19 protein-coding genes are annotated in these 23,007 nt (G+C 71.6%); 10 read left to right on the top strand and 9 right to left on the bottom strand.

Annotated elements, in window-relative coordinates; all coding sequences use genetic code 11:
• Window positions 1-247: 247 nt before the first annotated feature.
• Window positions 248-544, bottom strand: coding sequence for a hypothetical protein (locus ACFMQL_RS03820; protein ID WP_364066852.1), 297 nt, complete (start codon window positions 542-544; stop codon window positions 248-250).
• 294 nt (window positions 545-838) lie between these two features.
• Here ACFMQL_RS03820 and ACFMQL_RS03815 point away from each other — a divergent pair, with 294 nt between their 5' ends.
• A complete protein-coding gene (locus tag ACFMQL_RS03815) occupies window positions 839-1,570 on the top strand; it encodes a hypothetical protein (RefSeq protein WP_364066850.1) in 732 nt (243 codons plus the stop codon).
• A gap of 789 nt (window positions 1,571-2,359) precedes the next feature.
• Here the strand turns inward: ACFMQL_RS03815 and ACFMQL_RS03810 are convergent.
• Entirely contained in the window at window positions 2,360-3,337 is a 978-nt protein-coding gene (locus tag ACFMQL_RS03810) for an aldo/keto reductase (RefSeq protein WP_364066848.1), read from the bottom strand.
• A 120-nt stretch (window positions 3,338-3,457) separates the two neighbouring features.
• Between ACFMQL_RS03810 and ACFMQL_RS03805 the strand changes: the two genes are divergently transcribed.
• The gene (locus ACFMQL_RS03805; protein WP_364066846.1) at window positions 3,458-3,943 is read left to right on the top strand and encodes a GNAT family N-acetyltransferase; all 486 of its coding nucleotides are present in this window, start codon (window positions 3,458-3,460) and stop codon (window positions 3,941-3,943) included.
• 65 nt (window positions 3,944-4,008) lie between these two features.
• Here ACFMQL_RS03805 and ACFMQL_RS03800 read toward each other — a convergent pair whose 3' ends face one another.
• A complete protein-coding gene (locus tag ACFMQL_RS03800; RefSeq protein WP_364066844.1) occupies window positions 4,009-4,299 on the bottom strand; it encodes a hypothetical protein in 291 nt (96 codons plus the stop codon).
• 201 nt (window positions 4,300-4,500) lie between these two features.
• On the opposite strand from ACFMQL_RS03800, the gene ACFMQL_RS03795 reads away from it, so the two are divergent.
• The 6 genes from ACFMQL_RS03795 to ACFMQL_RS03770 all read left to right on the top strand — a co-directional run bounded on the left by ACFMQL_RS03795 (window position 4,501) and on the right by ACFMQL_RS03770 (window position 12,873).
• Window positions 4,501-5,811, top strand: a complete 1,311-nt coding sequence (locus tag ACFMQL_RS03795; protein WP_364066842.1) for an MFS transporter — start codon at window positions 4,501-4,503, stop codon at window positions 5,809-5,811.
• A gap of 1 nt (window position 5,812) precedes the next feature.
• Complete coding sequence (locus ACFMQL_RS03790) at window positions 5,813-7,825, top strand: molybdopterin oxidoreductase family protein (RefSeq protein WP_378784585.1); 2,013 nt, start codon at window positions 5,813-5,815, stop codon at window positions 7,823-7,825.
• Window positions 7,822-9,216 carry an FAD-dependent oxidoreductase gene (locus tag ACFMQL_RS03785; protein WP_378784583.1) on the top strand — a complete coding sequence of 465 codons (1,395 nt, stop codon included), beginning with the start codon at window positions 7,822-7,824 and terminating at the stop codon, window positions 9,214-9,216. The genes ACFMQL_RS03790 and ACFMQL_RS03785 overlap by 4 nt, the downstream gene beginning before the upstream one ends.
• Entirely contained in the window at window positions 9,213-11,636 is a 2,424-nt protein-coding gene (nirB, locus tag ACFMQL_RS03780) for a nitrite reductase large subunit NirB (RefSeq protein ID WP_364066836.1), read from the top strand. Before ACFMQL_RS03785 ends, nirB begins: the two co-directional genes overlap by 4 nt.
• Window positions 11,633-12,043: a nitrite reductase small subunit NirD gene (nirD, locus tag ACFMQL_RS03775; protein ID WP_378784581.1), complete on the top strand. Its 411-nt coding sequence runs from the start codon at window positions 11,633-11,635 to the stop codon at window positions 12,041-12,043. The genes nirB and nirD overlap by 4 nt, the downstream gene beginning before the upstream one ends.
• 302 nt (window positions 12,044-12,345) lie before the next feature.
• Window positions 12,346-12,873, top strand: coding sequence for a nuclear transport factor 2 family protein (locus ACFMQL_RS03770; RefSeq protein WP_364066832.1), 528 nt, complete (start codon window positions 12,346-12,348; stop codon window positions 12,871-12,873).
• Window positions 12,874-13,286: 413 nt separating this feature from the next.
• Here the strand turns inward: ACFMQL_RS03770 and ACFMQL_RS03765 are convergent, their stop codons facing one another.
• Window positions 13,287-13,532 (bottom strand): hypothetical protein, encoded by a 246-nt coding sequence (locus tag ACFMQL_RS03765; protein WP_378784578.1) that lies wholly within the window; start codon window positions 13,530-13,532, stop codon window positions 13,287-13,289.
• 500 nt (window positions 13,533-14,032) lie between these two features.
• On the opposite strand from ACFMQL_RS03765, the gene ACFMQL_RS03760 reads away from it, so the two are divergent.
• Window positions 14,033-14,785, top strand: coding sequence for a hypothetical protein (locus ACFMQL_RS03760; protein WP_364066829.1), 753 nt, complete (start codon window positions 14,033-14,035; stop codon window positions 14,783-14,785).
• A 179-nt stretch (window positions 14,786-14,964) separates the two neighbouring features.
• On the opposite strand, the gene ACFMQL_RS03755 is transcribed toward ACFMQL_RS03760, so the two are convergent.
• Both ACFMQL_RS03755 and ACFMQL_RS03750 read right to left on the bottom strand, forming a co-directional pair.
• Window positions 14,965-15,624: an FCD domain-containing protein gene (locus tag ACFMQL_RS03755; RefSeq protein ID WP_364066827.1), complete on the bottom strand. Its 660-nt coding sequence runs from the start codon at window positions 15,622-15,624 to the stop codon at window positions 14,965-14,967.
• A 62-nt stretch (window positions 15,625-15,686) separates the two neighbouring features.
• Entirely contained in the window at window positions 15,687-16,844 is a 1,158-nt protein-coding gene (locus tag ACFMQL_RS03750) for an ADP-ribosylglycohydrolase family protein (protein WP_378784575.1), read from the bottom strand.
• Window positions 16,845-16,916: 72 nt separating this feature from the next.
• On the opposite strand from ACFMQL_RS03750, the gene ACFMQL_RS03745 reads away from it, so the two are divergent.
• A complete protein-coding gene (locus ACFMQL_RS03745; protein WP_364066823.1) occupies window positions 16,917-18,839 on the top strand; it encodes a Xaa-Pro dipeptidyl-peptidase in 1,923 nt (640 codons plus the stop codon).
• A gap of 58 nt (window positions 18,840-18,897) precedes the next feature.
• Here the strand turns inward: ACFMQL_RS03745 and ACFMQL_RS03740 are convergent, their stop codons facing one another.
• The 3 genes from ACFMQL_RS03740 to ACFMQL_RS03730 are packed head-to-tail and all read right to left on the bottom strand — an operon-like array spanning window position 18,898 to window position 22,958.
• Window positions 18,898-20,958, bottom strand: a complete 2,061-nt coding sequence (locus ACFMQL_RS03740; protein WP_378784574.1) for a hypothetical protein — start codon at window positions 20,956-20,958, stop codon at window positions 18,898-18,900.
• A gap of 48 nt (window positions 20,959-21,006) precedes the next feature.
• A complete protein-coding gene (locus tag ACFMQL_RS03735; protein ID WP_364066819.1) occupies window positions 21,007-22,215 on the bottom strand; it encodes an FAD-dependent monooxygenase in 1,209 nt (402 codons plus the stop codon).
• Window positions 22,212-22,958, bottom strand: coding sequence for a hypothetical protein (locus ACFMQL_RS03730; RefSeq protein ID WP_378784572.1), 747 nt, complete (start codon window positions 22,956-22,958; stop codon window positions 22,212-22,214). Before ACFMQL_RS03730 ends, ACFMQL_RS03735 begins: the two co-directional genes overlap by 4 nt.
• Window positions 22,959-23,007: the final 49 nt, after the last annotated feature.

Genomic DNA, 23,007 nt, shown 5'->3' with positions numbered 1-23,007 from the left:
GGCAACTCTCCCTGTCACGCTCGGGGTGGCCCGGAGCATATGCCGACCCGTTGCGGTGATCTAGGGGTCAGGCGGCTGTTCGTGCTGGAAACGCGGTGCAAACGGTTGCAGGATTCGTGCAGGGGCCGCGCGCGGGACGGCCGCAGGGGCCACGGCGGCGCGCAGGGCTGTCAAGGGCGGCGCCGCAGGGCTGTGCGGCAGGGCGCCGCGACCGCCCAGGCATGGGCGGTCGCGGCGCGGAGCGGGCTCAGCAGGTGCTGGCGCCGTCGAAGTTGCGGACGCCGCGGGGCACCTTCGACCAGATGGTGCCGCCGGGACGGACCGTGTGGCAGCTGCCGTCGGTGCCGTGGGCCCACACGATCTTCAGGCGCAGGGTTCTGCTGCAGTCGTTGCGGGCGTAGCCGGTCTTGGTGATGGTGCCGGTGGTCTGCCAGACGACCACGCAGGACGGCGCGTTACCGGCGGGCGCCATGGCCTGGGCGGGAGCGGCGGCCGCGCCGAGGGCGCAGCACGCGACGGCGAGGGTGGTAAGAGTCTTGCGCACGGAACGTGTCCTTCCTGATGCCATCAGTTACCCAACGAGTAGTAATCGATTGACTACAGGAAGTCAACGACATGGATCATAAGGAAAGTGTCCGCATATCTATACAAAACGGACATCGAGCTACTAACCTGGCATCGCTCCAGTGGGGGCCGCCTGGAGCGCCAAACGTCGCAGACGTCGGGGCCCCTCCCGCCCCCGGAGGGGCCCCGCGCCCATGTCTCGGGGTCCCGTTGTGTCCCTCATATGGCGAAAAATCGAATGAGGGCGACTCGCTGCACCTCTAGGGTGTGATCCGTGACCAAGCTCAATCAGATCCTCGCCGTCGAGAAGGGTGTGAAGTCGGACGTCCAGCGCAAGGTGACGGACGCCTACAACCGGATCCAGAAGGCGCCCCTGCTGTCCGGTCTCTCTCGCACGTACCAGCCGATCGACGATGAAGGCGAGCAGCTGCCGCCCGAGTCGACGCGCGTGCAGGTGCAGGCCGAGGAAGTGCTCAAGGACGTCGGTACGGCGCTCACCCGGCTCTTCGACGTGACCGCCACCAAGGACTGGGCCAACTGCGAGGCCAAGGCCGACGTGGTGGTCGACGGCGAGGTGCTGCTCGAGGACGTGCCGGTGACGTACCTGCTCTTCCTGGAGAAGCAGCTCAGCGAGGTCTACGCGTTCGTCTCCAAGCTGCCCACCCTCGACCCGGCCGAGACCTGGACGCGCGACGAGGCCACCGACACCTGGCGCACCGAACCCGTCAAGACCACCAGGACGAAGAAGGTGCCGCGCAACCACGTGCTCGCCGAGGCGACCGACAAGCACCCGGCGCAGGTGCAGGTCTACAACGAGGACGTCGTCGTGGGCTACTGGACGAAGATCGCCTTCTCCGGCGCGATGCCGCAGCGGCGGGTGAACGAGCTGCTGGCCCGCGTACAGAAGCTGCAGGACGCGGTGAAGTACGCGCGCGAGGAGGCGAACGGCACGGAGGTCGTCGACCGTAAGATCGGAGACAAGGTGTTCGCCTACCTGTTCAGGTGAACCCTCCCCTAGACCCCCTCGCCTTCGGGCGAGGGTGCGCCAGGAGCGCAAGCTGAGGCTGAGGGCTGAAGCTGAACGGCGGTGAGTTGGGGGTTCGAGTCCTCCCCGGGGGCACATGCCCCAGGTGGCCCAAATGGTAGAGGCAACCGCCTGAGACTCAGATTCTCGCTCCAGATTCAGCATTCGCCGCCGGACGCCGAAGTGACCGAGGACGGGCTGTGATGGTGAGATGCCGGTTCGACTCCGGTTCGGGGCTCTTTCCTGCCCCGGTGGCTCAATGGTAGAGCGCACGTCATAACGACTGATCCGTTCTCTTGAAAGACTCCGGCGCCGAATATGGCGGCATCACTCAGGCCCCCCGGTATGGGTAGACCGGGGGGCCACCGCCTTTTCGCAGGTTCTTCACACGCCGTGTGATCAGCGGCGGCGCAGCCTGCCGGCGGCCAGATCCAGGACATGGATGCGCTCGTGGTGGGCGCCCGAGCCGCCGCCCCGTCAGCGCCCCCGACGCCCCCGACGCCCCGGACGCCCCGGACCGCCCGTACAACGTGGAAAAACTGCTCTAGGGCCCTTGCCGGGGCGCGGCCGCGGGACGATGGTGGAAGGAGACCCGGCCGGGGCCTGCTACCCGGCGGGAAGTCCCGCCCGGACGGCGAGATGGGTGGCGGTGACCGGCGAGGCCACCAGACCTGCCGCCGCTTGACGGCACCTCGGCCGCTCCGGGTGGGACGCGGGTCGCCGGCAGGCGCCCTCGCCCGGCGCGCCGGACCAGAGCCTTCCCAGCGCGCGCTACCAACGGTGGTGGACCTGCGGGCGGATGAGCTCGTCGTAGACGTCGCGGACCGTCGCGAGCGCCGCCTCGTCGAGCGGGGGCAGGGCGTCGGCGGCGGCGTTGGCCCTGGCCTGCTCGGGGTTGCGGGCGCCCGGGATCACCACCGAGACCCCCTCCTGGTCGAGGATCCAGCGCAGCGCGAACTGCGCCATCGTCGCCCCCGGCGGCACCAGCGGCGCCAGGCGGCGCACCGCCTCAAGGCCGGTGGCGAAGTCCACGCCCGAGAACGTCTCACCGACGTCGAACGCCTCCCCATGCCGGTTGAACGTGCGGTGGTCGTCGGGCGCGAACGTGGTGTTCTCGTCGTACTTGCCCGACAGCAGGCCGCTGGCCAGCGGCACGCGGGCGATGATGCCGACCCCGGCGGCGCGGGCGGCGGGCAGGACCTGTTCGAGCGGCTTGAGGCGGAAGGCGTTCAGGATGATCTGCACGGTCGCCACGCCGGGCCTGGCGATCGCGGTCAGCGCCTCCTCGCAGGTCTCCACGCTCACGCCGTACGCGGCGATCTTCTTCTCCGCCACCAGCGTGTCCAGCGCGTCGAACACCGCGTCCGTCGAGTAGACCGGCGTCGGCGGGCAGTGGAGCTGCACCAGGTCGATGGTGTCCACGCCGAGGTTCTTGCGGGAGCGCTCGTTCCAGGCGCGGAAGTTCTCCATCACGTAGTTCTCGGGGATCTGCTCCACCCGGCGGCCCATCTTGGTGGCCACCGTCAGGCCCGGGTGCTCCTTGGCGAAGCGGCCGACGATCTGCTCGCTGCGGCCGTCGCCGTAGACGTCGGCGGTGTCGATGAAGGTGACGCCCGCGTCCACCGCCGCTTCGAGCGTGGCGATCGCGTCGGACTCCGTCACCTGGCCCCAGTCGGCGCCGAGCTGCCAGGCTCCGAGGCCGACCACACCGACCTGGCGTCCGGTACGTCCCAACACGCGCTGTTCCATGGGTGTCTGCCTTTCTCGAACGTGACCAGGCACCAGTGTCCCGGATGCCAGGACCCTCAGCGCACGCCGGGGCCAGGGGAGCGCGCGAGGCGGGGGAGCGCGGCACGTACCCTAACTGCCATGATTCGTCCCGCCACACCCGCTGACGTGCCCGAGATCGTCAGCATGATCCGCGAGCTCGCCGAGTACGAGAAGGCCGCACACGAGGTGCGCGTGACCGAGGAGCAGCTCCGCGACACCCTCTTCTGCGACCACCCCGCGGCCTTCGCGCACATCGCCGAGCAGGACGGCGAGGTGGTGGGGTTCACGCTGTGGTTCCTGACCTACTCCACCTGGCGCGGCGTGCACGGCATCTACATGGAGGACCTGTACGTCCGCCCGCAGTACCGGGGCGGCGGCCACGGCAAGGCGCTGATGCGCGAGCTGGCCAGGATCTGCGCCGAGCGCGGCTACGCCCGCCTGGAGTGGGCGGTCCTCGACTGGAACGAGCCGTCCATCGCCTTCTACGAGAAGCTGGGCGCGGTCAACCAGAGCGAGTGGTACCGCTACCGGCTGACCGACGAGCCGCTGCTCCGCCTGGCCGGCGAGGCGGCCGCCCGACCGTGATCCCGCCGTGAACGCGGCCACGCAGGTCACGCACAGTGACGTGACCTGCGTGACACAAATGCGGATCAGACGCCGGCGTGCGTCCTGCTCCGCGTGCTCTCGGACTGATCGAACATGCCCATCTCGGGCTCCTCGAGCTCGCGGTGGGTCTCCTCTATCCGCAGCGCGACGCCGATCGCGAAGAACGTCGGCGCCCACTCGCCTACGAAGATCCCCCACCTGTCGGCCCGGTCGAGCCCGGCCTTCTCGGCCTTCGTCGATACCGCCCAGCTGGCGAAAGCCAGCGCGATCGACGCCAGGCCGCACGTGTACATGTGGCCGGACTTCACGCCCATCTTGTGCAGCTGTTTGATCATGATTCCCCCTTGTCTGAGAGCTGTTACCCCAGCAGGGGGCCGATAACCGATCATTAACGCCATGTTTCGAGGGTGACGGTTGTGCGGTGCTTGTTACCGAGGTGAATCACACGTAACGAACGCACAGCCACGCAGGGTCATCGTGCGTAATGAGCCCTTCCTACCTTGGGCATCCCCGGACGCCGAGCGTAGGAGAGGTCGATGGCGCGCTGGATCGCCGAGTGGCACCCCGATGACCCAGCCTTCTGGGAGAGCACTGGCCGGCGGGTGGCCCGGCGTAACCTGATCTTCTCGATCGCGGCCGAGCATCTCGGCTTCACCGTATGGACGTTGTGGAGCATCGTGGCGACCAAGCTCGGGTCGTACGAGTTCTCCACCGACCAGCTTTTCTGGCTGGTCGCGCTGCCCAACTTGATCGGCTCCGTGCTGCGGGTGCCCTACACGTTCGGTCCCGCCAGGTTCGGCGGGCGCAACTTCACCGTGGCGAGCGCGCTGCTGCTGCTCATCCCGGCGGTGCTGCTGGGCGTGGCGGTCAACAACCCGGGGACGCCGTACTGGCTGTTCCTGGTGATCGCGGCGCTGGCCGGGTTCGGCGGCGGGAACTTCGCCTCCAGCATGGCCAACATCACCTACTTCTATCCGCGCAGCAAGCAGGGCATCGCGCTCGGGCTGAACGCGGCGGGCGGCAACATCGGCGTCAGCTCGGTGCAGCTCGTCATGCCGCTGGTCATCGGCTCGCTGGGGCTGGCCGCCGCCGGATGGTTCTGGGTGCCGTTCATCGTGGCGGCCTCGATCTGCGCGTACTTCTTCATGGACAACCTCACCAGCGCCAAGGCGAACCCGCGTGAGCAGCTCGCGGTGGCGGGCAAGGCGCAGACCTGGGTGATGTCGTTCCTCTACATCGGCACGTTCGGCTCGTTCATCGGCTACTCGACGGCCTTCCCGCTGCTCAGCCAGAGCCTCTTCCCCGACGCGCCGTACGCGGCGGTCGCCTTCGTCGGCCCGCTGCTCGGCTCGCTGGTCAGGCCGGTCGGCGGCTGGCTCGCCGACAGGCTCGGCGGCGCCCCGGTCACCTTGTGGAACTTCGCCGCGATGGGCGGCGGCGTGCTGCTGGTGTGGCTGGCCGGCGCGGGCGGCTCGTTCTGGCTGTTCTTCCTCGCCTTCCAGCTGCTGTTCGTCACCTCCGGCATCGGCAACGGCTCCACGTACCGGATGATCCCGGCGATCTTCCAGGCCAAGGCCGTGGCCGAGCGCGGACCCGGCGAGGAGGCCCTGCTGCACGGCAAGCGCCAGGCCAGCGCCGCCATCGGCATCATCTCGGCGGTCGGCGCGCTCGGCGGGTTCCTCATCAACCGGGCGTTCGGGATGTCGTTCGCCGCCTCGGGCAGCCCCGCCGCCGCCTTCCTCGCCTTCGGCCTGTTCTACGCATCCTGCTTCGCCCTGACCTGGTGGTGCTACACCCGCAAGGTCGGCGTCAACATGGTGGCGAGCCTCGCGCATGCCAGGGTCTGACGTGACCGCGACGCACTGTCCGTACTGCGCGCTGCAGTGCGGCATGAAGATCGGGCCTGGGCCGGCCATCACTCCGCGCACGGACATCCCGGCCAACGCCCCCGGCTCGCTGTGCCAGAAAGGGTGGACCGCCGGCGAGCTGCTCACCAACGGCGAGCGCCTCACCACCCCGCTCCTGCACGGCGAGCCCGTGGAGTGGGACGTCGCGCTGGACTACGTGGCCGAGCGGCTGTCCGCCATACGCGCCGAACACGGCCCCGACGCCGTGGCCGTGTTCGGCGGCGGCGGGCTGACCAACGAGAAGGCGTACTCGCTGGGCAAATTCGCCAGGGTCGCGCTCGGCACCAGCCAGGTCGACTACAACGGCCGCTTCTGCATGTCGTCGGCCGCCGCCGCGTCCATCAGGGCGTTCGGCATGGACCGGGGCATGCCGTTCCCGATCACCGACCTGGCCGAGGCCGACGTCGTCATGCTGGCCGGGGCGAACGTGGCCGAGACCATGCCGCCGTTCGTCCGCCACCTGAACGGGCCCCGCCTCATCGTCGTCGACCCGCGCCGCTCGCCGACCGCCCGCCTCGCCTGGCTGCACCTGCAGCCCACCCCCGGCACCGACCTGGCGCTCGCGCTCGGCCTGCTGCACATCGCGATCGGCGACGGGCTCGTGGACGAGGAGTACGTGGCCGCCCGCACCACCGGTTTCGACGAGGTGCGCACCGCGCTCGCCTCCTGGTGGCCGGAGCGGGTCGAGCGGATCACCGGCGTGCCGGTGCACAAGATGCGCCAGGCGGTCAGGGCGCTCGCGGCGGCGGAGCGGGCGTACATCCTGACCGGACGCGGCGCCGAGCAGCACGCCAAGGGCACCGACACCGTCACCGCGTTCATCAACCTGGCGCTCGCGCTCGGCCTGCCCGGCACGGAGGGCTCCGGCTACGGCTGCGTGACCGGGCAGGGCAACGGCCAGGGCGGCAGGGAGCACGGCCAGAAGGCCGACCAGCTCCCCGGCTACCGCAAGATCGACGACCCGGCCGCCCGCGCGCACGTGGCGGGCGTCTGGGGGATCGCGCCCGACGACATCCCGGGGCCGGGGCGGTCGGCGTACGAGCTGCTCGACGCGCTCGGCACCCCCGAAGGTCCCAGGGCGCTGCTGCTGTTCGGGTCGAACCCGGTCATCTCGGCGCCCGCCGCCGAGCACGTCGCCGAGCGCATCGGCTCGCTGGAGCTGCTGGTGACCTGCGACTTCGTCATGTCGGAGACCGCCGCGCTGGCCGACGTGGTCTTCCCGGTCACGCAGTGGGCCGAGGAGACGGGCACGATGACCAACCTGGAGGGCCGGGTGCTGCTGCGCCGCAGGGCGCTGACCCCGCCTCCGGGGGTGCGCAGCGACCTCGACGTCATCGCCGCGCTGGCCGCGCGGCTCGGCCACACCTTCGAGACCGAGCCCGCCAAGGTGTTCGACGAGCTGCGCCGCGCCAGCGCCGGCGGGCCCGCCGACTACTCCGGCATCACCTACGAGCGCATCGCGAACGAGACCGGCGTGTTCTGGCCGTGCCCGTCGGAGGAGCACCCGGGCACGCCCCGCCCGTTCCTCGACCGCTTCGCGCACCCCGACGGCCGGGCCAGGTTCGTGCCCGTCCAGCACCGGGCCGCCGCCGAGGAGATCGACGACGACTACCCCGTCTACCTGAGCACCGGCCGGGTGCTGTCCCACTACCAGAGCGGCGCGCAGACCCGCAGGATCGCGCCGCTCGTCGAGGCCGCACCCGAGCCGTACGTCGAGCTGCACCCCGACCTGGCCGAGCAGCTCGACATCGCGGCCGGTGACGTCGTGCGCGTCAGCAGCAGAAGGGGCGAGAGCAAGGCCGTGGCCAGGATCAGCGACGCCATCAGGCGCGACACCGCGTTCATGCCCTTCCACTGGGAGGGCGCCAACAGGCTGACCAACCCGGCCCTGGACCCGGTGTCGCGGATGCCGGAGTTCAAGGTCTGCGCCGTCAGGGTGGAGAGGGATTCATGAGGCTCGTCGTCGTGGGCAACGGGATGGCCGGGTCACGCCTGGTCAGCGAGGTACGCACGCGTGACCCGCACATGAAGATCACCGTGTTCGGTGCCGAGGAGCGGCGCCCGTACAACCGGATCCTGCTGTCCAACGTCCTGGCCGGCAGCGCCAGGCCCGATCAGGTCCGCCTCGTCGACCCGGGCTGGTACGAGGCCCACGGCGTCGAGGCCGTCTTCGGCGACCCGGTCGCCCACATCGACAGGGAGACCCGGCACGTCGTCACCCGCGGCGGGCGGCGTGAGCCGTACGACCTGCTGGCCCTCGCGACCGGCAGCGACGCGATCGTGCCGCCGATCCCCGGCGTGGAGCGGGCCGTCCCCTTCCGCACGCTCGACGACTGCGAGCGCATCATGCGGGCGGCCGAGCAGGCCCGCGCGGCCGTCGTGATCGGCGGCGGGCTGCTCGGCATCGAGGCCGCCCGCGGCCTGGCCGGGCGCGGCCTGCCGGTCACGCTGCTGCACCTGGCGGGCCACCTCATGGAACGCCAGCTCGACGTGGAGGCGGGCCAGGTGCTCGGCGAGACACTGACCGGGCTCGGCGTCGGCATCCGCACCGGCGTCAGCGCCTCCGCGGTCGAGGCGGACGGCGTCCGCCTCGACGACGGCGAGCTGATCCCCGCCGATCTGGTCGTGCTGGCCTGCGGCGTGCGGCCGGTGACCGGGCTCGCCGCGGACGCCGGGCTGGAGGTGCGGCGCGGCATCGTCGTGGACGACGAGCTGCGCACCGACGACCCGTCGATCTTCGCGATCGGCGAGTGCGCCGAGCACGACGGCACCGTGTACGGCCTGGTCGCGCCCGCCTGGGAGCAGGCCACGGTGGCCGCCGAGGTCATCACCGGCGGCAAGGCGCTCTACCGGGGCTCCCGCCTGGTCACCAGGCTCAAGGCCAAGAGCGTCGAGCTGGCCGCGATGGGCGAGACCCAGCTCGGCGAGGAGCAGGCCGAGGTGGTGCGCTTCAGCCACCGCGCCCGCGGCACCTACCGCAAGCTCGTCATCAAGGACGGCCGGCTGGTCGGCGCGATCCTGCTGGGCGAGAGCGACGCCGTCGGCACCCTCACCCAGCTCTTCGACCGCGGCGGGCCGGTGCCGGGCGACCGGGCCGGGCTGCTGTTCCCCGGGCTGGCCGCGGCGCCCGTGGCCGACAGCCCGACGCTGATGCCGGACGCGGCGACCGTCTGCCGCTGCAACAACGTGACCAAGGGCCAGATCAGGGCGTGCTGGGAGGCGGGCGCCCGCGACGTGGACGGAGTGGCGGCCGCCACCAGGGCCACCACCGGATGCGGAACCTGCCGCGACGCCGTGGAGGGCATCGTCGGCTGGCTGTGCGAGCAGGAAGGGATCTCAGTGTGAACAGGATCGTCGTCGTCGGGTACGGCCCGACCGCCCACCGGCTCGTCGAGACGCTCACGAGCAAGGGCTTCCACGGCAGCGTGACCGTCATCGGGGAGGAGCCGCGACCGGCCTACGACCGCGTCCACCTCACCTCCTACCTGTCCGGCACGTCGGCGGACGACCTCACCTACGCGGTGCCGGACGGCGTCGTCACCCGGCTGAACACCCGGGTCACCGGCATCGACCGCGAGGCCAGGCGGGTGACGCTGGCCGACGGCGGGACCGAGCCGTACGACGTGCTCGTGCTGGCCACCGGCTCGACCCCGTTCGTGCCGCCGGTGCCCGGCGCCGAGCACGCCTTCGTCTACCGCACCATCGAGGACCTCGACGCCATCAGGGCCGCCGCCAAGGACGCCGAGCAGGGTGTGGTCGTCGGCGGCGGGCTGCTCGGCCTTGAGGCCGCCGACGCGCTGCGCGGGCTCGGCCTCAAGACCCACATCGTGGAGATGAGCCCCTGGCTGATGCCGCGCCAGGTCGACGAGGGCGGCGGCTCGGTGCTCAAGTCGCACATCGAAGGGCTCGGGCTGACCGTGCACACCGGCGCGGGCGTCCAGGAGATCGTGCACGACGACGGCGAGGTGAGCGGCCTGCGCAAGCCCGACGGCACCGTCATCGACGCGCAGGTCGTGGTCTTCTCCGCGGGCATCAGGCCGCGCGACGAGCTCGCCAGGCAGGCCGGGCTGGAGGTCGGGCCGCGCGGCGGCATCGTGGTCGACTCCGGCATGCGCACCTCCGACCCCGCCATCTACGCCGTCGGCGAGTGCGCGCTGGCCGGCGGCATGATCTACGGCCTCGTCGGGCCCTGCAACACGATGGCCGAGGTGGCCGCCGACCGCATCATGGGCGGCTCGGCCACGTTCGAGGGCGCCGACATGTCCACGAAACTCAAGCTGCTCGGCGTCGAGGTCGCCCAGTTCGGCGCCATGGACGGCGCGCTCGACGTCACCTATATGGACCCGGTGGCCGGCGTCTACAAGAAGCTGTTCATCAGCGACGACGCCCGCACCCTGCTCGGCGGCATCTGCGTGGGCGACGGCGGGCCGTACACGGCGCTGCGGCCCTTCGTCGGCAAGGAGCTGCCCGCATCGCCGTCCGACCTGCTCTTCGCCGGGGCCGGCGCGGCGCTCGACCTGCCCGACGAGGCGCAGGTCTGCTCCTGCAACAACGTGTGCGCGGGCGACATCCGCACCGCCATCGCCGACGGCGCCACCGAGGTGCCCGCCATCAAGGCGTGCACCCGGGCCGGCACCACCTGCGGAAGCTGCGTGCCGATGCTCAAGCAGCTGCTGGAGAAGTCGGGCGTCGAGGTCAGCAAGGCGCTGTGCGAGCACTTCGCGTACTCGCGGGCCGAGCTGTTCGACATCGTACGGGTGCGCGGCATCACCACCTTCTCCGAGCTGATCGCCCAGCACGGCCAGGGCAGGGGCTGCGACATCTGCAAGCCCGCCGTGGCCTCCATTCTCGCCTCCCTGCACAACGGGCACGTGCTGGAGGGCGAGCGGGCCGCCCTGCAGGACACCAACGACGCCTTCCTCGCCAACATCCAGAAGAACGGCACGTACTCGGTCGTCCCGCGCATCCCCGGCGGCGAGATCACGCCCGAGAAGCTCATCGTGATCGGCGAGGTGGCCCGCGACTTCGGCCTCTACACCAAGATCACCGGTGGGCAGCGTATCGACCTGTTCGGCGCCCGCATCGAGCAGCTTCCCGAGATCTGGCGGCGGCTCGTGGACGCCGGGTTCGAGTCGGGCCACGCCTACGGCAAGGCCCTGCGTACGGTGAAGTCCTGTGTCGGCTCCACCTGGTGCCGCTACGGCGTGCAGGACTCCGTGGGCATGGCCATCGCGCTGGAGCTGCGCTACCGCGGCCTGCGCTCGCCCCACAAGATCAAGTCGGCCGTCTCCGGCTGTGCCCGCGAGTGCGCCGAGGCCCGCTCGAAGGACTTCGGCGTCATCGCCACCGAGCAGGGCTGGAACCTGTACGTCGGCGGCAACGGCGGCTTCAAGCCCCGCCACGCCGACCTGCTCGCCAAAGACCTCAGCACCGACGAGCTGATCAGGACCATCGACCGGTTCCTGATGTTCTACATCCGCACCGCCGACCGGCTGCAGCGCACCGCCGCCTGGATCGAGTCTCTGGACGGCGGGCTCGACTACCTACGCGAGGTGATCATGGAAGACTCGCTCGGCATCTGCGCCGATCTCGACGCGCAGATGGAGCACCACATCGCCACGTACGCCGACGAATGGGCCGCCACCCTGGAGGACCCCGAGAAGCTGAAGAGGTTCGTCAGCTTCGTCAACGCCCCCGGCGTTCCCGACCCGTCCATCGTGTTCGCCAGCGAGCGCGGCCAGATCAAGCCGGTGATGTCCCGATGAGCTGGACCGAGATCTGCGCTTACGACTCCCTGCTCCCGGAGACCGGCGTCTGCGCCCTCGTGGACGGCGTCCAGGTCGCGGTCTTCCGCACCTTCGACGGCGAGCTCCACGCGCTCGGCAACCTCGACCCGTTCAGCGGCGCGTACGTGCTCTCGCGCGGCATCGTCGGCACCAGGAAGGGCGAGCCGACGGTCGCCTCACCGCTGCACAAGCAGGTGTTCTCGCTGGTGACCGGGCGGTGCCTGGACGACGAGAGCGTCTCGGTGCCGACCTATCCGGTACGCGTGAACGCGGCGGGCGTCGTCGAGGTCACCCTGGAGGCGCCCGGCCACGAGGCGCCGGCGATGCCCGGCTACGCGCCGGTCTCGCTGTCCGCCTCCAGGGTGCCGGCGTCGGCCGGTGGATAGACGTGGGGGCTGCGATGCGCCACCGGGAGCACGCACCGCCGTCCTGACTCGACGCTTTCGCAGCGTTCGGCGTCCTCGCGCTGCGGGAGGGGTTCGGGGTTCGCCATGATTCGCGGCACTGTAGGCACGCTATCGGCGCACCCCGGCCCGCTGGTATCAGGACGGCAACGAAAGAACCTCTGACCTGTCTCTCCCGAACCCGTTAACCGCTACCGTCTGAAATACCCGCACCCGGTAAAGGTGCCGTGCGAAGTGGCTAAACCCCGCATTCGCCGTTGAGCGGCGGGGGCATCTAAGCGGCCATGAGCAAGATTTTTCAGCGCAGGGCACTCCTGCTGGCCGCGATCGTCCCCGCCCTCATGGTTGCGGGCTGCGCCGCCAACACCCAGGCCATGAAGGGGGCCGCGAGCCCCACCGAGATGGAATCCCCAGGTGCCGACACCTCTCCTGAGGACTCGGCCTCGCCGGGCGACACCGCGGGCGGCGGGCAGGCGGAGACGGCCGTCCAGGGCTTCTTCGACGCGCTCAAGTCGGGCGACGTGGACCAGGTCACCGACACCTTCGCCGACGACGCGGTGGTCCTGCTCGCCGGGCAGCCCACGGCGGAGGGCAGCGAGGCTATCAAGTCGCTGTTCGAGAAGCAGCTCCAGGGCGGCAACGGCATGAAGCAGGCCACCCACACCATCGACGAGACCCGCACCGCCGGCGCGGACGACGCCATCGTCCGGGCGACGAGCAAGCAGGGCAACGACAACATGCGCGAGCTGTTCGTGCTCACGCGGGAAGGCGAGGAGTGGAAGATCTCGCAGTTCATGAACAACAAGGGCTGACGAGATCCGATCCGTGACGCCCTGATCGGGGGATTGACGAGCGCGCCGCGAGGAAACCGCCTCGCGGCGTTCAGGCGCTCGCCGCAGGGCGTCGTCAAGGCGCTGTACAAGGCGCTGTCATGGTGTGGAAGCGGGGGAGGCGGCGGGTCGCAGAGGGCCTGCCGCTGCCCTGACCGGCCCGCGAACGTGGCCGAGCCGGGCGCTGCCAGGGCCGCGTGTATCGCGAAGGGGGCAGCGCTGCTGGAGCCGGTATCGCGACCGGGACGCTGCCAGAGCCGGTATCGCGACGGGGACGCTGCCAGAGCCGGTATCGCGACGGGGACGCTGCCAGAGCCGCGGGCATCGCACAAGGGGCATCGCCGGAGCCGCGCGTCGGCGGCGCCGAGCCCGGCGCTGGGTTCGCAGGTCCGGCGCTAGGTACGCGAGGATCGGCCGGGGATGCGGGGGCTGATACGCCGCTGGTCCACCAGCGCGAGGTAGACGGCGAAGGCCCCGCGAGTCCACATGTCGGCCTGCTGCGCGGTCAGGCTGATCTCCTCGCCCTCATGCGAAACGATCATGTATCCGTTCAGCGGCAGGGGCTTCCACGCCACCAGCACGTTCTCGTAGACGAGCAGGTCGAGCATCGCGGATAGATATTCGCGTCCCGAGGCGGACACGGCGCAAGCCTCCTCGCTCCTCGCCGAATTCTCGCCCTCGCCTTTCTCGCCTCCCATTGTGCGCGCCTGGAGGGGATTTTCGCGCCTGCTCCGAAGGGAAAACGGCCCGCCGATCGAGAAATGGGCCCGCCGATCGAGAAATCGGCCCGCCGATCGTTCCGGGTACCGGGAACCTCTGCCGGGCCTGCGGTGTATGGGGACCGGAGGTGGTTCTCATGCGGAGAACGATGATCGCACCGGCCGCGCTGGCGCTCGCGGCGGCCCTGCTACCGGCCCTTGATTCCGGGGCGGCATTACCGGCGTCCGCTTCTGAGACGAGGTCCGCAGTGGCGTCCGCTGCTGAGGCGGTGGGCCTGCGTGCGGGGGCGGCGGGGGCCTCTGCGGTGGTGGGCGTTCGTGCGGGGGCGGCGGGGGCTTCTGCGGTGGTGGGCGTTCGTGCGGGGGCGGCGGGCGCTTCTGAGGCGGCCGGTGTGCGCGCGAAGGCGAATGGTGGATGGGCGGTGACGTTGCTCGATCCCGTGCCGACCCGGTTCGAGAGCGGGCACACGTACGCGGTGGGGTTCTGGGTGCTGCAGCACGGCACCCACCCGTTCGAGGGGGAGCTGGAGCCGGTCGGGCTGCGGCTTACCCGGGCGGACGGCCGCAGCGTGACCTTCCCGGGGACGCCCCTGCCCGAGGCCGGGCACTACGCGACGTCGGTGGCGGTGCCGCGGGGGGAGTGGAAGGTGGAGGCGCTGCAGGGGTGGTTCCCTCCGTACGAGGTGGGGGTGCTCAAGGTGCCCGGTGACTTGCGCGTCGCGCCGGTGCCCGCCCAGATGGTGTCGGGCCGGCGTACCGAGGAGCGCTGGGGAGCGATCCGGCCTCCGGAGGTCGAACCCGGCGAGGTCCCGGTCTACGTCCCCGCCCCTGCCGCCGCGCTCGATCGGGTCGCGGCCCCCGCCAAGAGCCCGGCACCCGGCGCCCAGGCCCAGGGCACCACGCCTCCGGTGACGGACGCGACCACCGGTGACAGCACGGCGGGCGAGGATGGCACGGCGGACACGAACGGGACAGCGGCCGATGCCGGCTCGGCGAGTGTGGCGGGCGGGCGGAGTGCGGCCCCGGAGGCCGGGGTGCCCGCCTACGCCCTGCTGATCGCCGCCGTTGCCGGCGCCGGGCTCGCGGTGGCGGCGCTCCGGCTGGCGGCACGGCGACGGCGGCAGGAGCCGGACCCGCCGACGGACCCCTCAGCGGACACCCTCGCCTTCCCGTAACGGCCGCACCCGTGCCGGATGCCCTGGCCGTGAGGGCGGTGCCCAGGCCCGGTCATCCGCGCCTTCCCGTGACGGCCGCATTCGCGCGGGATGCCCTGGCCGTGAGGGGGTGCCCAAGCTGACGCTCCCGCTTCACCGTGACGGCCGCACCCGCGGCGGTCAGCGGCGTGCGGTGAGCCTCAAAGGTCTTGTTCCTGCTTGTCCAGGAGAGCGATCGAGACGGCGACGGCCTTGGCGCAGTCGCGGTTTTCGATGGCCTCCAGCAGATCGGCGTGCCAGGGGTCCGGCTCGAAGGCCGCCTCCTCCTGGTCCCTGACGCTGTCGTGCAGCGCCTCGCTCATGCTGCGGTAAAGGTCGCCGAGCAGCGCGTTGTGGGCGGCCATCGCCACGCTGACGTGGAAGTCCACGTCGGCGTCGGCGAACGCGTCGAGGTCGCTCGCCTCGGCGGCGGCGTCTCGGCGGGCCAGGGCCGCACGCATCGCGGCCAGGTCGTCGTCGGTGCGCCGCTGCGCCGCCAGCCGGGCGGCGACGAGGTCGAGGCCGCGCCGTACGTCGATGATGTCCATCGCCGCCGCCTTGTCGAGCCGGCGCCGCAGGGCGACCTCGGACTCGTCGGTGGCGGTGACGTACGTGCCGTCGCCCTGCCGGGTGTGCAGCAGCCCGGCGTGGGCCAGGACGCGTACCGCCTCGCGTACGGACAGCCTGCTCATGCCGAGGCTCTCCGCGAGCCGGCTCTCCGACGGGATCTTGGTGCCGACCGGCCACACCCCTTCGGCGATCTCCCGGCGAAGCTCGGCGATGGCGGCGTCCACGAGTGAGGTCCGAGCGACGTTACGCATCCACGTTCTCCTCAAACGGCTGACGCCATCCACCCTAGATGCCGGAAGGGGCGGTTGGACGATCACCCCTGGGGCCGGGCGAGTTCGGCGGCCAGCCGTTCGATGGTCTCGCGGCCTTCGAGCGGGCGCAGCCAGGCGGCGGGCAGTGCCTCGCGCCCGCGCAGCGCGCCGACGATGTTGCCGCACACCGAGCCGGTCGAGTCGCTGTCGCCGGAGTGGTTGACCGACAGCAGCAGGGCACGCTCCACGTCGGGCTCGGCGAGGGCGCAGTAGACGCCGATGGCCAGGGCCTCCTCGGCCACCCAGGCGCCGCCGAGCGACTCGACCGCCTCAGGGCCGGGCGTGCCGGTCGCGGCCAGGTCGAGGGCGGCCTGGAGCGCGGCGGAGGTCTCCTCGTGCTTCGGGTAGCCGGCCAGCAGGCCGAGGGTGCGGCGTACGGCGGGTTCGAGCGCCTCGCCCGCCATGAGGTGCGCGATGATCGCGGCGAACGCGCCGGCGGCCAGGTAGCCGGTGGGATGGCCGTGGGTGATCTGCGCGCAGGCCGCCGAGAGCTCGAACGCCTCCCTGACCGCCCGCTCCCCGCCCTCGGGCGGTGCGATCAGGCCGAACGGGGCGGAGCGCATCACGGTGCCGCAGCCCTTGGAGTCGCGGTTCACCGGACCGGGCTCGCCCCACGGGGCCGGTCCCGGGAAGGGCCGGTGCAGGCCGGACAGGCAGGCGTTGCCGGGGGCGCGCCTGGAGTACAGCCAGCCCTCCTCGCGCAGCGAACCCGTGTGGTGCGGCAGCGAGGCAGGGGGCGGGGTCCGGTAGTCCTGGGTGTCCAGCCACCGCAGGTACGCCCGCCGCACCGCCTCCACCGTGTCGCTGTTCACCCGGCCCACGTCCACCGGATTCTCGTCCACCGGGCGCCCGTCCACGGGGCCGGTGTCCGTGCGCACGCCCCGCGCGTCGGCGGGCGCTTTGGTCGCCGCTTCGTTACCGTGAGCCGCGGATGTGGAGGCGCGGGCGGTCAGGAGGCCCTCGACGGTGAAGAGCGTCATCTGGGTGTCGTCGGTGATCAGCCCGGTCGTGCCCCGCAGGCCCTCGACGTACCCGCCGATGCCGGCGGCGCCGTGAGCCCTGCGGATGTCCCGCAGCGAGTCGAACTCGATCGGCGCTCCAAGCGCGTCACCGATCGCACCGCCCAGGAGACAGCCCAGCACCCGATCCAGAACATCCATACGTCGGATCTTGCCACCTTCCTGACCGTCTGAGACGGTGGCGCTTGTTCACCAACGTCCCGGAGGTCACGCGTGTCACAATTACGCCCAGCCCTCTTCGCGGTCGCCCTCACCCTCGCGATCGCGACCCCGGCCCAGGCCGCGACCGGTCCGGCCATCACCGTCAAGGACGGCCGCACCCAGCCGGTCTTCTCGTACGCGGACGCGATCCGCGAGCACGTATATGTCGAGTCCACCGTCGACAGCGACTCCGACGGCGCGCTCGACAGGGTCAGGGTGGACATCATCCGGCCCAAGGAGTCCGGCCCGGCGCTCAAGGTGCCGGTGATCATCGATGAGAGCCCGTACTACGACAACTCGGGTCGCGGCAATGAGGGCGAGCGGAAGGTGTACGACGCCGCCGGAAATGTCGTGAAATTCCCGCTGTTCTACGACAACTACTTCGTCCCGCGCGGCTACGCCGTCCTCAACGTCGACATGCTCGGCACCACCAAGTCCGACGGCTGCCCCGACATCGGTGGCAAGGCCGACGTGCTGGGCGGCAAGGCGGTCATCGACTGGCTGAACGGCCGCGCCAAGGCGTACCGGGCCGACGGCACCCCGGCCGTGGCCGACTGGACGACCGGCAAGGCCGCCATGATCGGCAAGTCGTACGACGGCACCCTCGCCAACGCCGTCGCCGCGACCGGCGTGGACGGCCTGAAGACCATCGTCCCGATCTCGGCGATCAGCTCCTGGTACAAGTACCAGCGCTCGAACGGCGTCATCTACAACTACGACTACGCCTCCTGGCTCGCCGGCTACATCGACACCGACCCGGCGGAGAAGTGCGCGCACGTGCGCGACAGGATGGACGCCGAGGACGGCGACGACACCGGAGACTACAACCGGTTCTGGGCCGAGCGCGACTACATCAAGGGCCTGCTCGGCGACGCCTCCAAGGTCAAGGCGAGCGTCTTCGTCGTCCACACCGTCAACGACCTCAACGTCAAGCCCGACAACTTCTCCGTCTGGTGGAAGGCGCTGGCCGACCGCAACGTGCCGCGCAAGATCTGGGTCGGCCAGACCCAGCACGTGGACCCGTTCGACTTCGAGGGCCGCAGGGGCCTGTGGGTGGACACGCTGCACCGCTGGTTCGACCACTGGCTGCTCGGCGTGCGCAACGGGATCATGAACGAGCCCCGCGCGGACGTCGAGGTGGCCCCGGCGAAGTGGATCACCCAGCGCGACTGGCCGGCTCCGCTCGCGCTCAAGGTGCCGCTGCGCCCGTCGGCCGACGGCACGCTCGGGCTGAGGCCCGCCAAGCGCAACAGCACCGCCTCCTTCACCGACGTGCGTATGAGCGAGAACGACATGGTGGCCGACGTGGGCACGGACAAGCCCGGCCGGGTCGCGTTCACCACGGGCCCGCTCCCGCTGAACCTGCGCCTGTCCGGCACGCCGACCGCCGACCTGCGGGTGAAGCTGGACAAGCCGGCGGCCAACCTGACCGCGCTGCTGGTGGACTTCGGCACCGACACCCGCGTCGACTGGCGCAACAACCAGGGCATCACCACGCTCACCGAGGAGGACTGCTACGGCGAGAGCACCGCTGAGGACGACGCCTGCTACCGCAAGGTCGTCACGAACGTGGCCACCCGCCCGCTGGAGATCGTCGCCCGCGGCTGGATCGACGTGCAGAACCGCGACTCGCTCAGCGAGGCCAAGCCGCTGCCCGTGGGCACGTACGGCACGGTCAAGTGGCTGACGCTGCCGCAGGACTACACGTTCAAGAAGGGCCACCGCATCGGCCTGATCGTGGCCGGCACCGACTCCACCTACACCGGTGAGCAGGCCACCGGCGCCAACGTCACCATCGACCTGCGCAACAGCAGCGTCAGCGTGCCGTTCGTGCTCGGGACCCCGCTGGCCGACGTGCCGAAGGACGCGACGACGTTCCGCGGCCCGGCCGAGCCGGCGCTGCCGGAACCCGAGCCGGGGTTCCACTTCTTCTAAAGATCCCTCTCGGGTAGGGGGCCCGCACCGGGCCTCCTACCCGGCTCCTGCCCGGCTGCTATCCGCAGCTCGCGTCGGGGGAGGGCGTCCAGGCGACGTTCAGGGTGAGCGTGCCGCCGGCGGTGGTGGTGCCGCCCGTGGTCTCGCCGTCGCCGGTCGCGGTGCCCGCCCACTTGACGGTGATCTTCCCGCGCCGTACGTCAGGCCAGGCGTCGCAGCGCTCCAGCCGGTCGGGGACCCGGAAGCGGGTGCCCGAGACGGTGATGCCGTCGCTGCCGGTCGCGGAGACGATCTCGCAGTCGCCGGTGCACGCCAGCGCGAACGATCCCGTACGCCGCTCGCCCAGCCACGCCGACGACGGCGACAGCTCGGCCACCGGGGCCGCGGGCTTCGGCAGGGCGCTCTTCCTGGGCACGGCCTTGATGCCCGATCCGGCGGCCTCATCGGCACCCGCACCGGACGGCTCCCGGCCCTGCGCCTCTCGCCCGGTCGCCTCTGGCCTGGCCTTATCGGCCTTCGACTCCCTGCCCGCCGCCTCACGTCCCGTCGTATCGGAGCCTGGCGCCTCGCGCGCCGGCTCCTCGGGCCGCGCGCTGCTCCCGGCCTCCGGCTGCGGGCTGGTCGTGGCCTTGCTCTCGGAGCCGCCCCCACCGCCGCCGGCGGAGCCGGGCGCCGCGCTGGACTGGGCGGCGGCCTTGCTGAGCGCCGGCTGCCCCGCCTGGCCGTTCATGAGTGCCCAGATCAGCCCGGCGGCCAGCAGGCCCACGCCGGAGATCAGCGCCAGCCTGACCACGGTCCTGATCGGGGCGCCCTGCTCGGGGTCGTCGTCGGGCGGCTCGCGCCAGTACTGCTGCCACTGCCCGCCGTCCCCGCCGGGCGGCTGGACGAAGTTCGCCACCGTGATTCCGCCGTACCGGATGACCGGGGCCTCGTGGCGCACGCCGTTGCTCTCGCCCTTGAGCGCGGTGCTGTAGACGAGCTTGTCGCCGTTCACGCCGCCCCGGAAGGGCCTGGTGCGGCTCGGCGGCGTGAACGGATGCCGCCCGCGCACCGACGGCGCCGCGATGGGCTCCCCGGGGGCCTGATCGACGGCATCGCGGCCGGTTCCGATATCAGCGCCGGTGCCTGCGCCGGTGTCCGTGTCGTACTCGGCGTACGTGGGGGCGGCCAGCGGCATCGGCATCGGCTGACGTGGCGCGGGCGGCTTCGTGATGCCCTCCAGCGGCAGCCGCGCCGCGGGGATGGTCGGGGGCTCCTGGTCGGCGGCGGCCGCGCCCGCCGCCGACCAGGGCTCTCCCGGGGTCGCCGTCGTGGGGCCGGCGACCCGGGCGGACGGCATGGCGTCGGCGACCGGCGGAGACTGCGACGACGTCTCCACCAGTGTGCGTGCCTGCACCGGGAAGCCGTCAGCCCGCCAGAGAGGTCCCTCGCCGGGCAACGGCTGCGCGGACGCCAGCCGGTTGGGAAGCGTGCCGGGCAATGTGGCGATGGGCAGGCGGCGCAGCAGCGCGGCCGCCGTCATCGTCCTGGGCGCGGCCCGGCAGGACGCGCAGGAATGGATGTGCCGGCCGATCCTGGCCCTGGCCCGGCGGCCGGGCGCGGCGACCCACGCCTCCATCCGGGCGGCCAGGTCGGGGCAGCCGTCGCGGGAGCGGGCCGCGATGATCGCGGCGAACCACTCCTCCAGGCCGGATGCGGCCCTGGCGACGATGCCGTGCACCTCGGCGGCGGGCAGCTCGAAGATCACGGCCAGCTCGGCGTCGGACAGGCCGTGCCGTACCGAGAGGTCGAGCAGCTCACGCTGCGGCCGCTCCAGCGACAGCAGGGCCTCGGGCAGCAGCTCCGACATGCGGCCGGGGCGCGACCAGGAGCCGATGCTCGCCGGTGTCGCCACGAACGCCCGGTGCGCGCGGGCCACCGCGTACAGCCAGGGGCGGCGCAGGGCGGGATCCACCACGCGGTCCGCGTACAGGTGCGCCGTGATCGCGGCGCCGGCCACGGCCTGCTCGGCGTCGCCTGCGGCGAGCTCGGTGCGGCAGTAGTCGTAAAGGCGGGCGCCGTGCTTGTCGCACAGGTCACGGATGGCCTGGCGTGCGTCGTCCGGCAGGGTTCGCCACATCCGGTGTCACCTCCTCCATTCGGTACGCGGGCGGGTGGCGGTCAAGCGTCAGGCCCTCCCCACGGCTTTGGGCACGGCGTTCTGGATCGGCTTCACGGGATGCGGCACCGGGTCGAGCAGCGACGCCTGGGCCAGGTAGGCGCGGGTGGCATCGGGGTCGCCGGCGATGGCCCGCAGCCCGGCCATGGCCGCTTCGAGCCTGGCGCTGTCACGTTCCCGCACGCCGGCGGGCCGTGTCTCGCCGCGCGGGATCACCCGGTGCATGAGCACCGAGCGCCGCCGCCACGCCCACGCCTCCAGCGCGGCCGCGGGGGCGTACCCGCCGATCACCGCCGCGATCACCTTGGCGGCCTCGGCGGCGTCGTGGATGCCCGCGTTCATGTTGAGCCCGCCGATGGTGGAGGTCGAGTGCGCCGCGTCGCCCACGAACAGCACCCGTCCGCACCGGTACGAGGTCAGCACCCCGCGCGAGAGCTGGAACCTGTCGGCCCCCGTCACCCTGATGGGCTCGGTGGCGCCCGGCAGAGACCGGCGGACCAGCAGCGACAGGTTCGACGGCGACAGTGGCTCGTGCGCCTCGCACGGCAGCTTGAAGATGATCCGCCAGTGGTCGGGCAGCGCGAGCAGCGTGCACGACTGCTGCACGTCGCGTACGTACGTCAGCGGCGCCAGGCTCGGCAGCAGCCGGTCGAGCGGCGCGTCGGTGAAGACCCGCAGCGCCTGGGCCGTGCAGGTGTTGCGGGGGAACGGCAGGCCGAGCGACGCCCGCACGGTGCTGTGCGCGCCGTCGGCGGCGATCATGTACCGGGCCCGCGTCCAGGTGTGGCCGACGCGGACCCGGATGCCCGTGCCGCCCTCGGCGATGCCGTCCACCTGCGTGCCGAAGCGCACGTCCACGCCGGGGTAGACGTTGAGCGCCTCCAGCAGCAGCGGCGTCAGCGCGCTCTGGTCGGCGTGAATCCTGAAGGGGTGCTTGGTCAGGCCGTCGAGCCGGTTCATGCCCATCTCGGCCAGCACGAGCCCCGACCTGTCGCGCCACTGCACCCGGTCCACCACCCGGCCGCCGGCGACCAGCCTGGCGGCCACGCCGAGGTCGGCGAGCAGGTCGAGGGTGGCGGGGTGGAAGGTGCAGGCGCGCGGCTGCCTGGGCAGCTCGGTCTCCCGCTCCAGCACGGTGACCGGGATGCCGGCCCTGGCCAGGGAGAGCGCGGCGGTCAGTCCCGCCGGCCCGGCTCCGGCGACGATGACGCCGTTCATGCCCTGCCTCCCGTGTGCGCCACCCTCCGCACGACCGTCCTGCGGTGGGGGAGGGGGCTGAACGTCACCTGCCGCCCGAACGCCCTGGACAGCGACCACCAGGCCACGCAGAGGTTGGTGGTGAGCAGCCTGCGCTCGTTGCCGGTGGTCAGCGGCCCGAGCACGGGCAGGGTCGGCAGGCCGGTGCCGGTGAACAGCAGCGCCGCGTCCTCCGGCGGCTCGGCCGACTCGACCTGGGCGATCAGCTCCTCGGGGGTGACCGCGTACGAGGAGTAGCCGTCGCTCGCGCGGATCTGCACGACCTGCGTGACGGTGACGCCGGCCGTCTTCCAGAACCGTTCGGCGAGTTCGGTCACCCACGGCTCGTACGGCGAGACCAGCACGATCTCGCTCACGCCGAGATGGTCGAGCGCTTCGCGGGTGGCCATCGTCGCCGAGGCGACCGGCAGCTTCGTCGCCGCCGTCAGCTCCATGCACTGGGCGCGGTCCTCGTCGGGGCCCAGCAGGTAGCGGGGCTCCGTGCAGGCCATGACCAGCGCGTCCAGCCGCAGGCCGCCGAAGGCGCGCGCCATCGCGGGCAGCGCGGCGTTGTAGCTCTCCAGGCGGTCGGTCAGCGCGGGCAGCGGGCTGATGGGGAGGCGGGTGACGTACATGTCGGCACGCGAGCCGAACAGCCGGGTGAGTTCCGGCTCGGCGGAGGGGTTCTCCGGCGCGACGATCACGCCGATCCTGCCGCGGCTCACAGCGTGCCCCGGACGGTGCGCATGGTCTTCCTCCTGTGCGGGAAGGCGA

Source organism: Nonomuraea fastidiosa (assembly GCF_042751225.1).
In the GTDB taxonomy this organism is placed as follows: Bacteria; Actinomycetota; Actinomycetes; order Streptosporangiales; family Streptosporangiaceae; genus Nonomuraea; species Nonomuraea fastidiosa.
Note: the sequence above shows the minus strand (reverse complement) of the source record. Positions and strands in the feature narration are given on the sequence as shown.

Excerpts from the sequence above, each read along its gene's own strand:
- ACFMQL_RS03810 (WP_364066848.1), bottom strand. The coding sequence starts at position 3,337 with ATGGAACAGCGCGTGTTGGGACGTACCGGACGCCAGGTCGGTGTGGTC.
- ACFMQL_RS03805 (WP_364066846.1), top strand. The coding sequence starts at position 3,458 with ATGATTCGTCCCGCCACACCCGCTGACGTGCCCGAGATCGTCAGCATG.
- ACFMQL_RS03800 (WP_364066844.1), bottom strand. The coding sequence starts at position 4,299 with ATGATCAAACAGCTGCACAAGATGGGCGTGAAGTCCGGCCACATGTAC.
- ACFMQL_RS03795 (WP_364066842.1), top strand. The coding sequence starts at position 4,501 with ATGGCGCGCTGGATCGCCGAGTGGCACCCCGATGACCCAGCCTTCTGG.
- ACFMQL_RS03785 (WP_378784583.1), top strand. The coding sequence starts at position 7,822 with ATGAGGCTCGTCGTCGTGGGCAACGGGATGGCCGGGTCACGCCTGGTC.
- nirD (WP_378784581.1), top strand. The coding sequence starts at position 11,633 with ATGAGCTGGACCGAGATCTGCGCTTACGACTCCCTGCTCCCGGAGACC.
- ACFMQL_RS03770 (WP_364066832.1), top strand. The coding sequence starts at position 12,346 with ATGAGCAAGATTTTTCAGCGCAGGGCACTCCTGCTGGCCGCGATCGTC.
- ACFMQL_RS03755 (WP_364066827.1), bottom strand. The coding sequence starts at position 15,624 with ATGCGTAACGTCGCTCGGACCTCACTCGTGGACGCCGCCATCGCCGAG.
- ACFMQL_RS03750 (WP_378784575.1), bottom strand. The coding sequence starts at position 16,844 with ATGGATGTTCTGGATCGGGTGCTGGGCTGTCTCCTGGGCGGTGCGATC.
- ACFMQL_RS03740 (WP_378784574.1), bottom strand. The coding sequence starts at position 20,958 with ATGTGGCGAACCCTGCCGGACGACGCACGCCAGGCCATCCGTGACCTG.
- ACFMQL_RS03735 (WP_364066819.1), bottom strand. The coding sequence starts at position 22,215 with ATGAACGGCGTCATCGTCGCCGGAGCCGGGCCGGCGGGACTGACCGCC.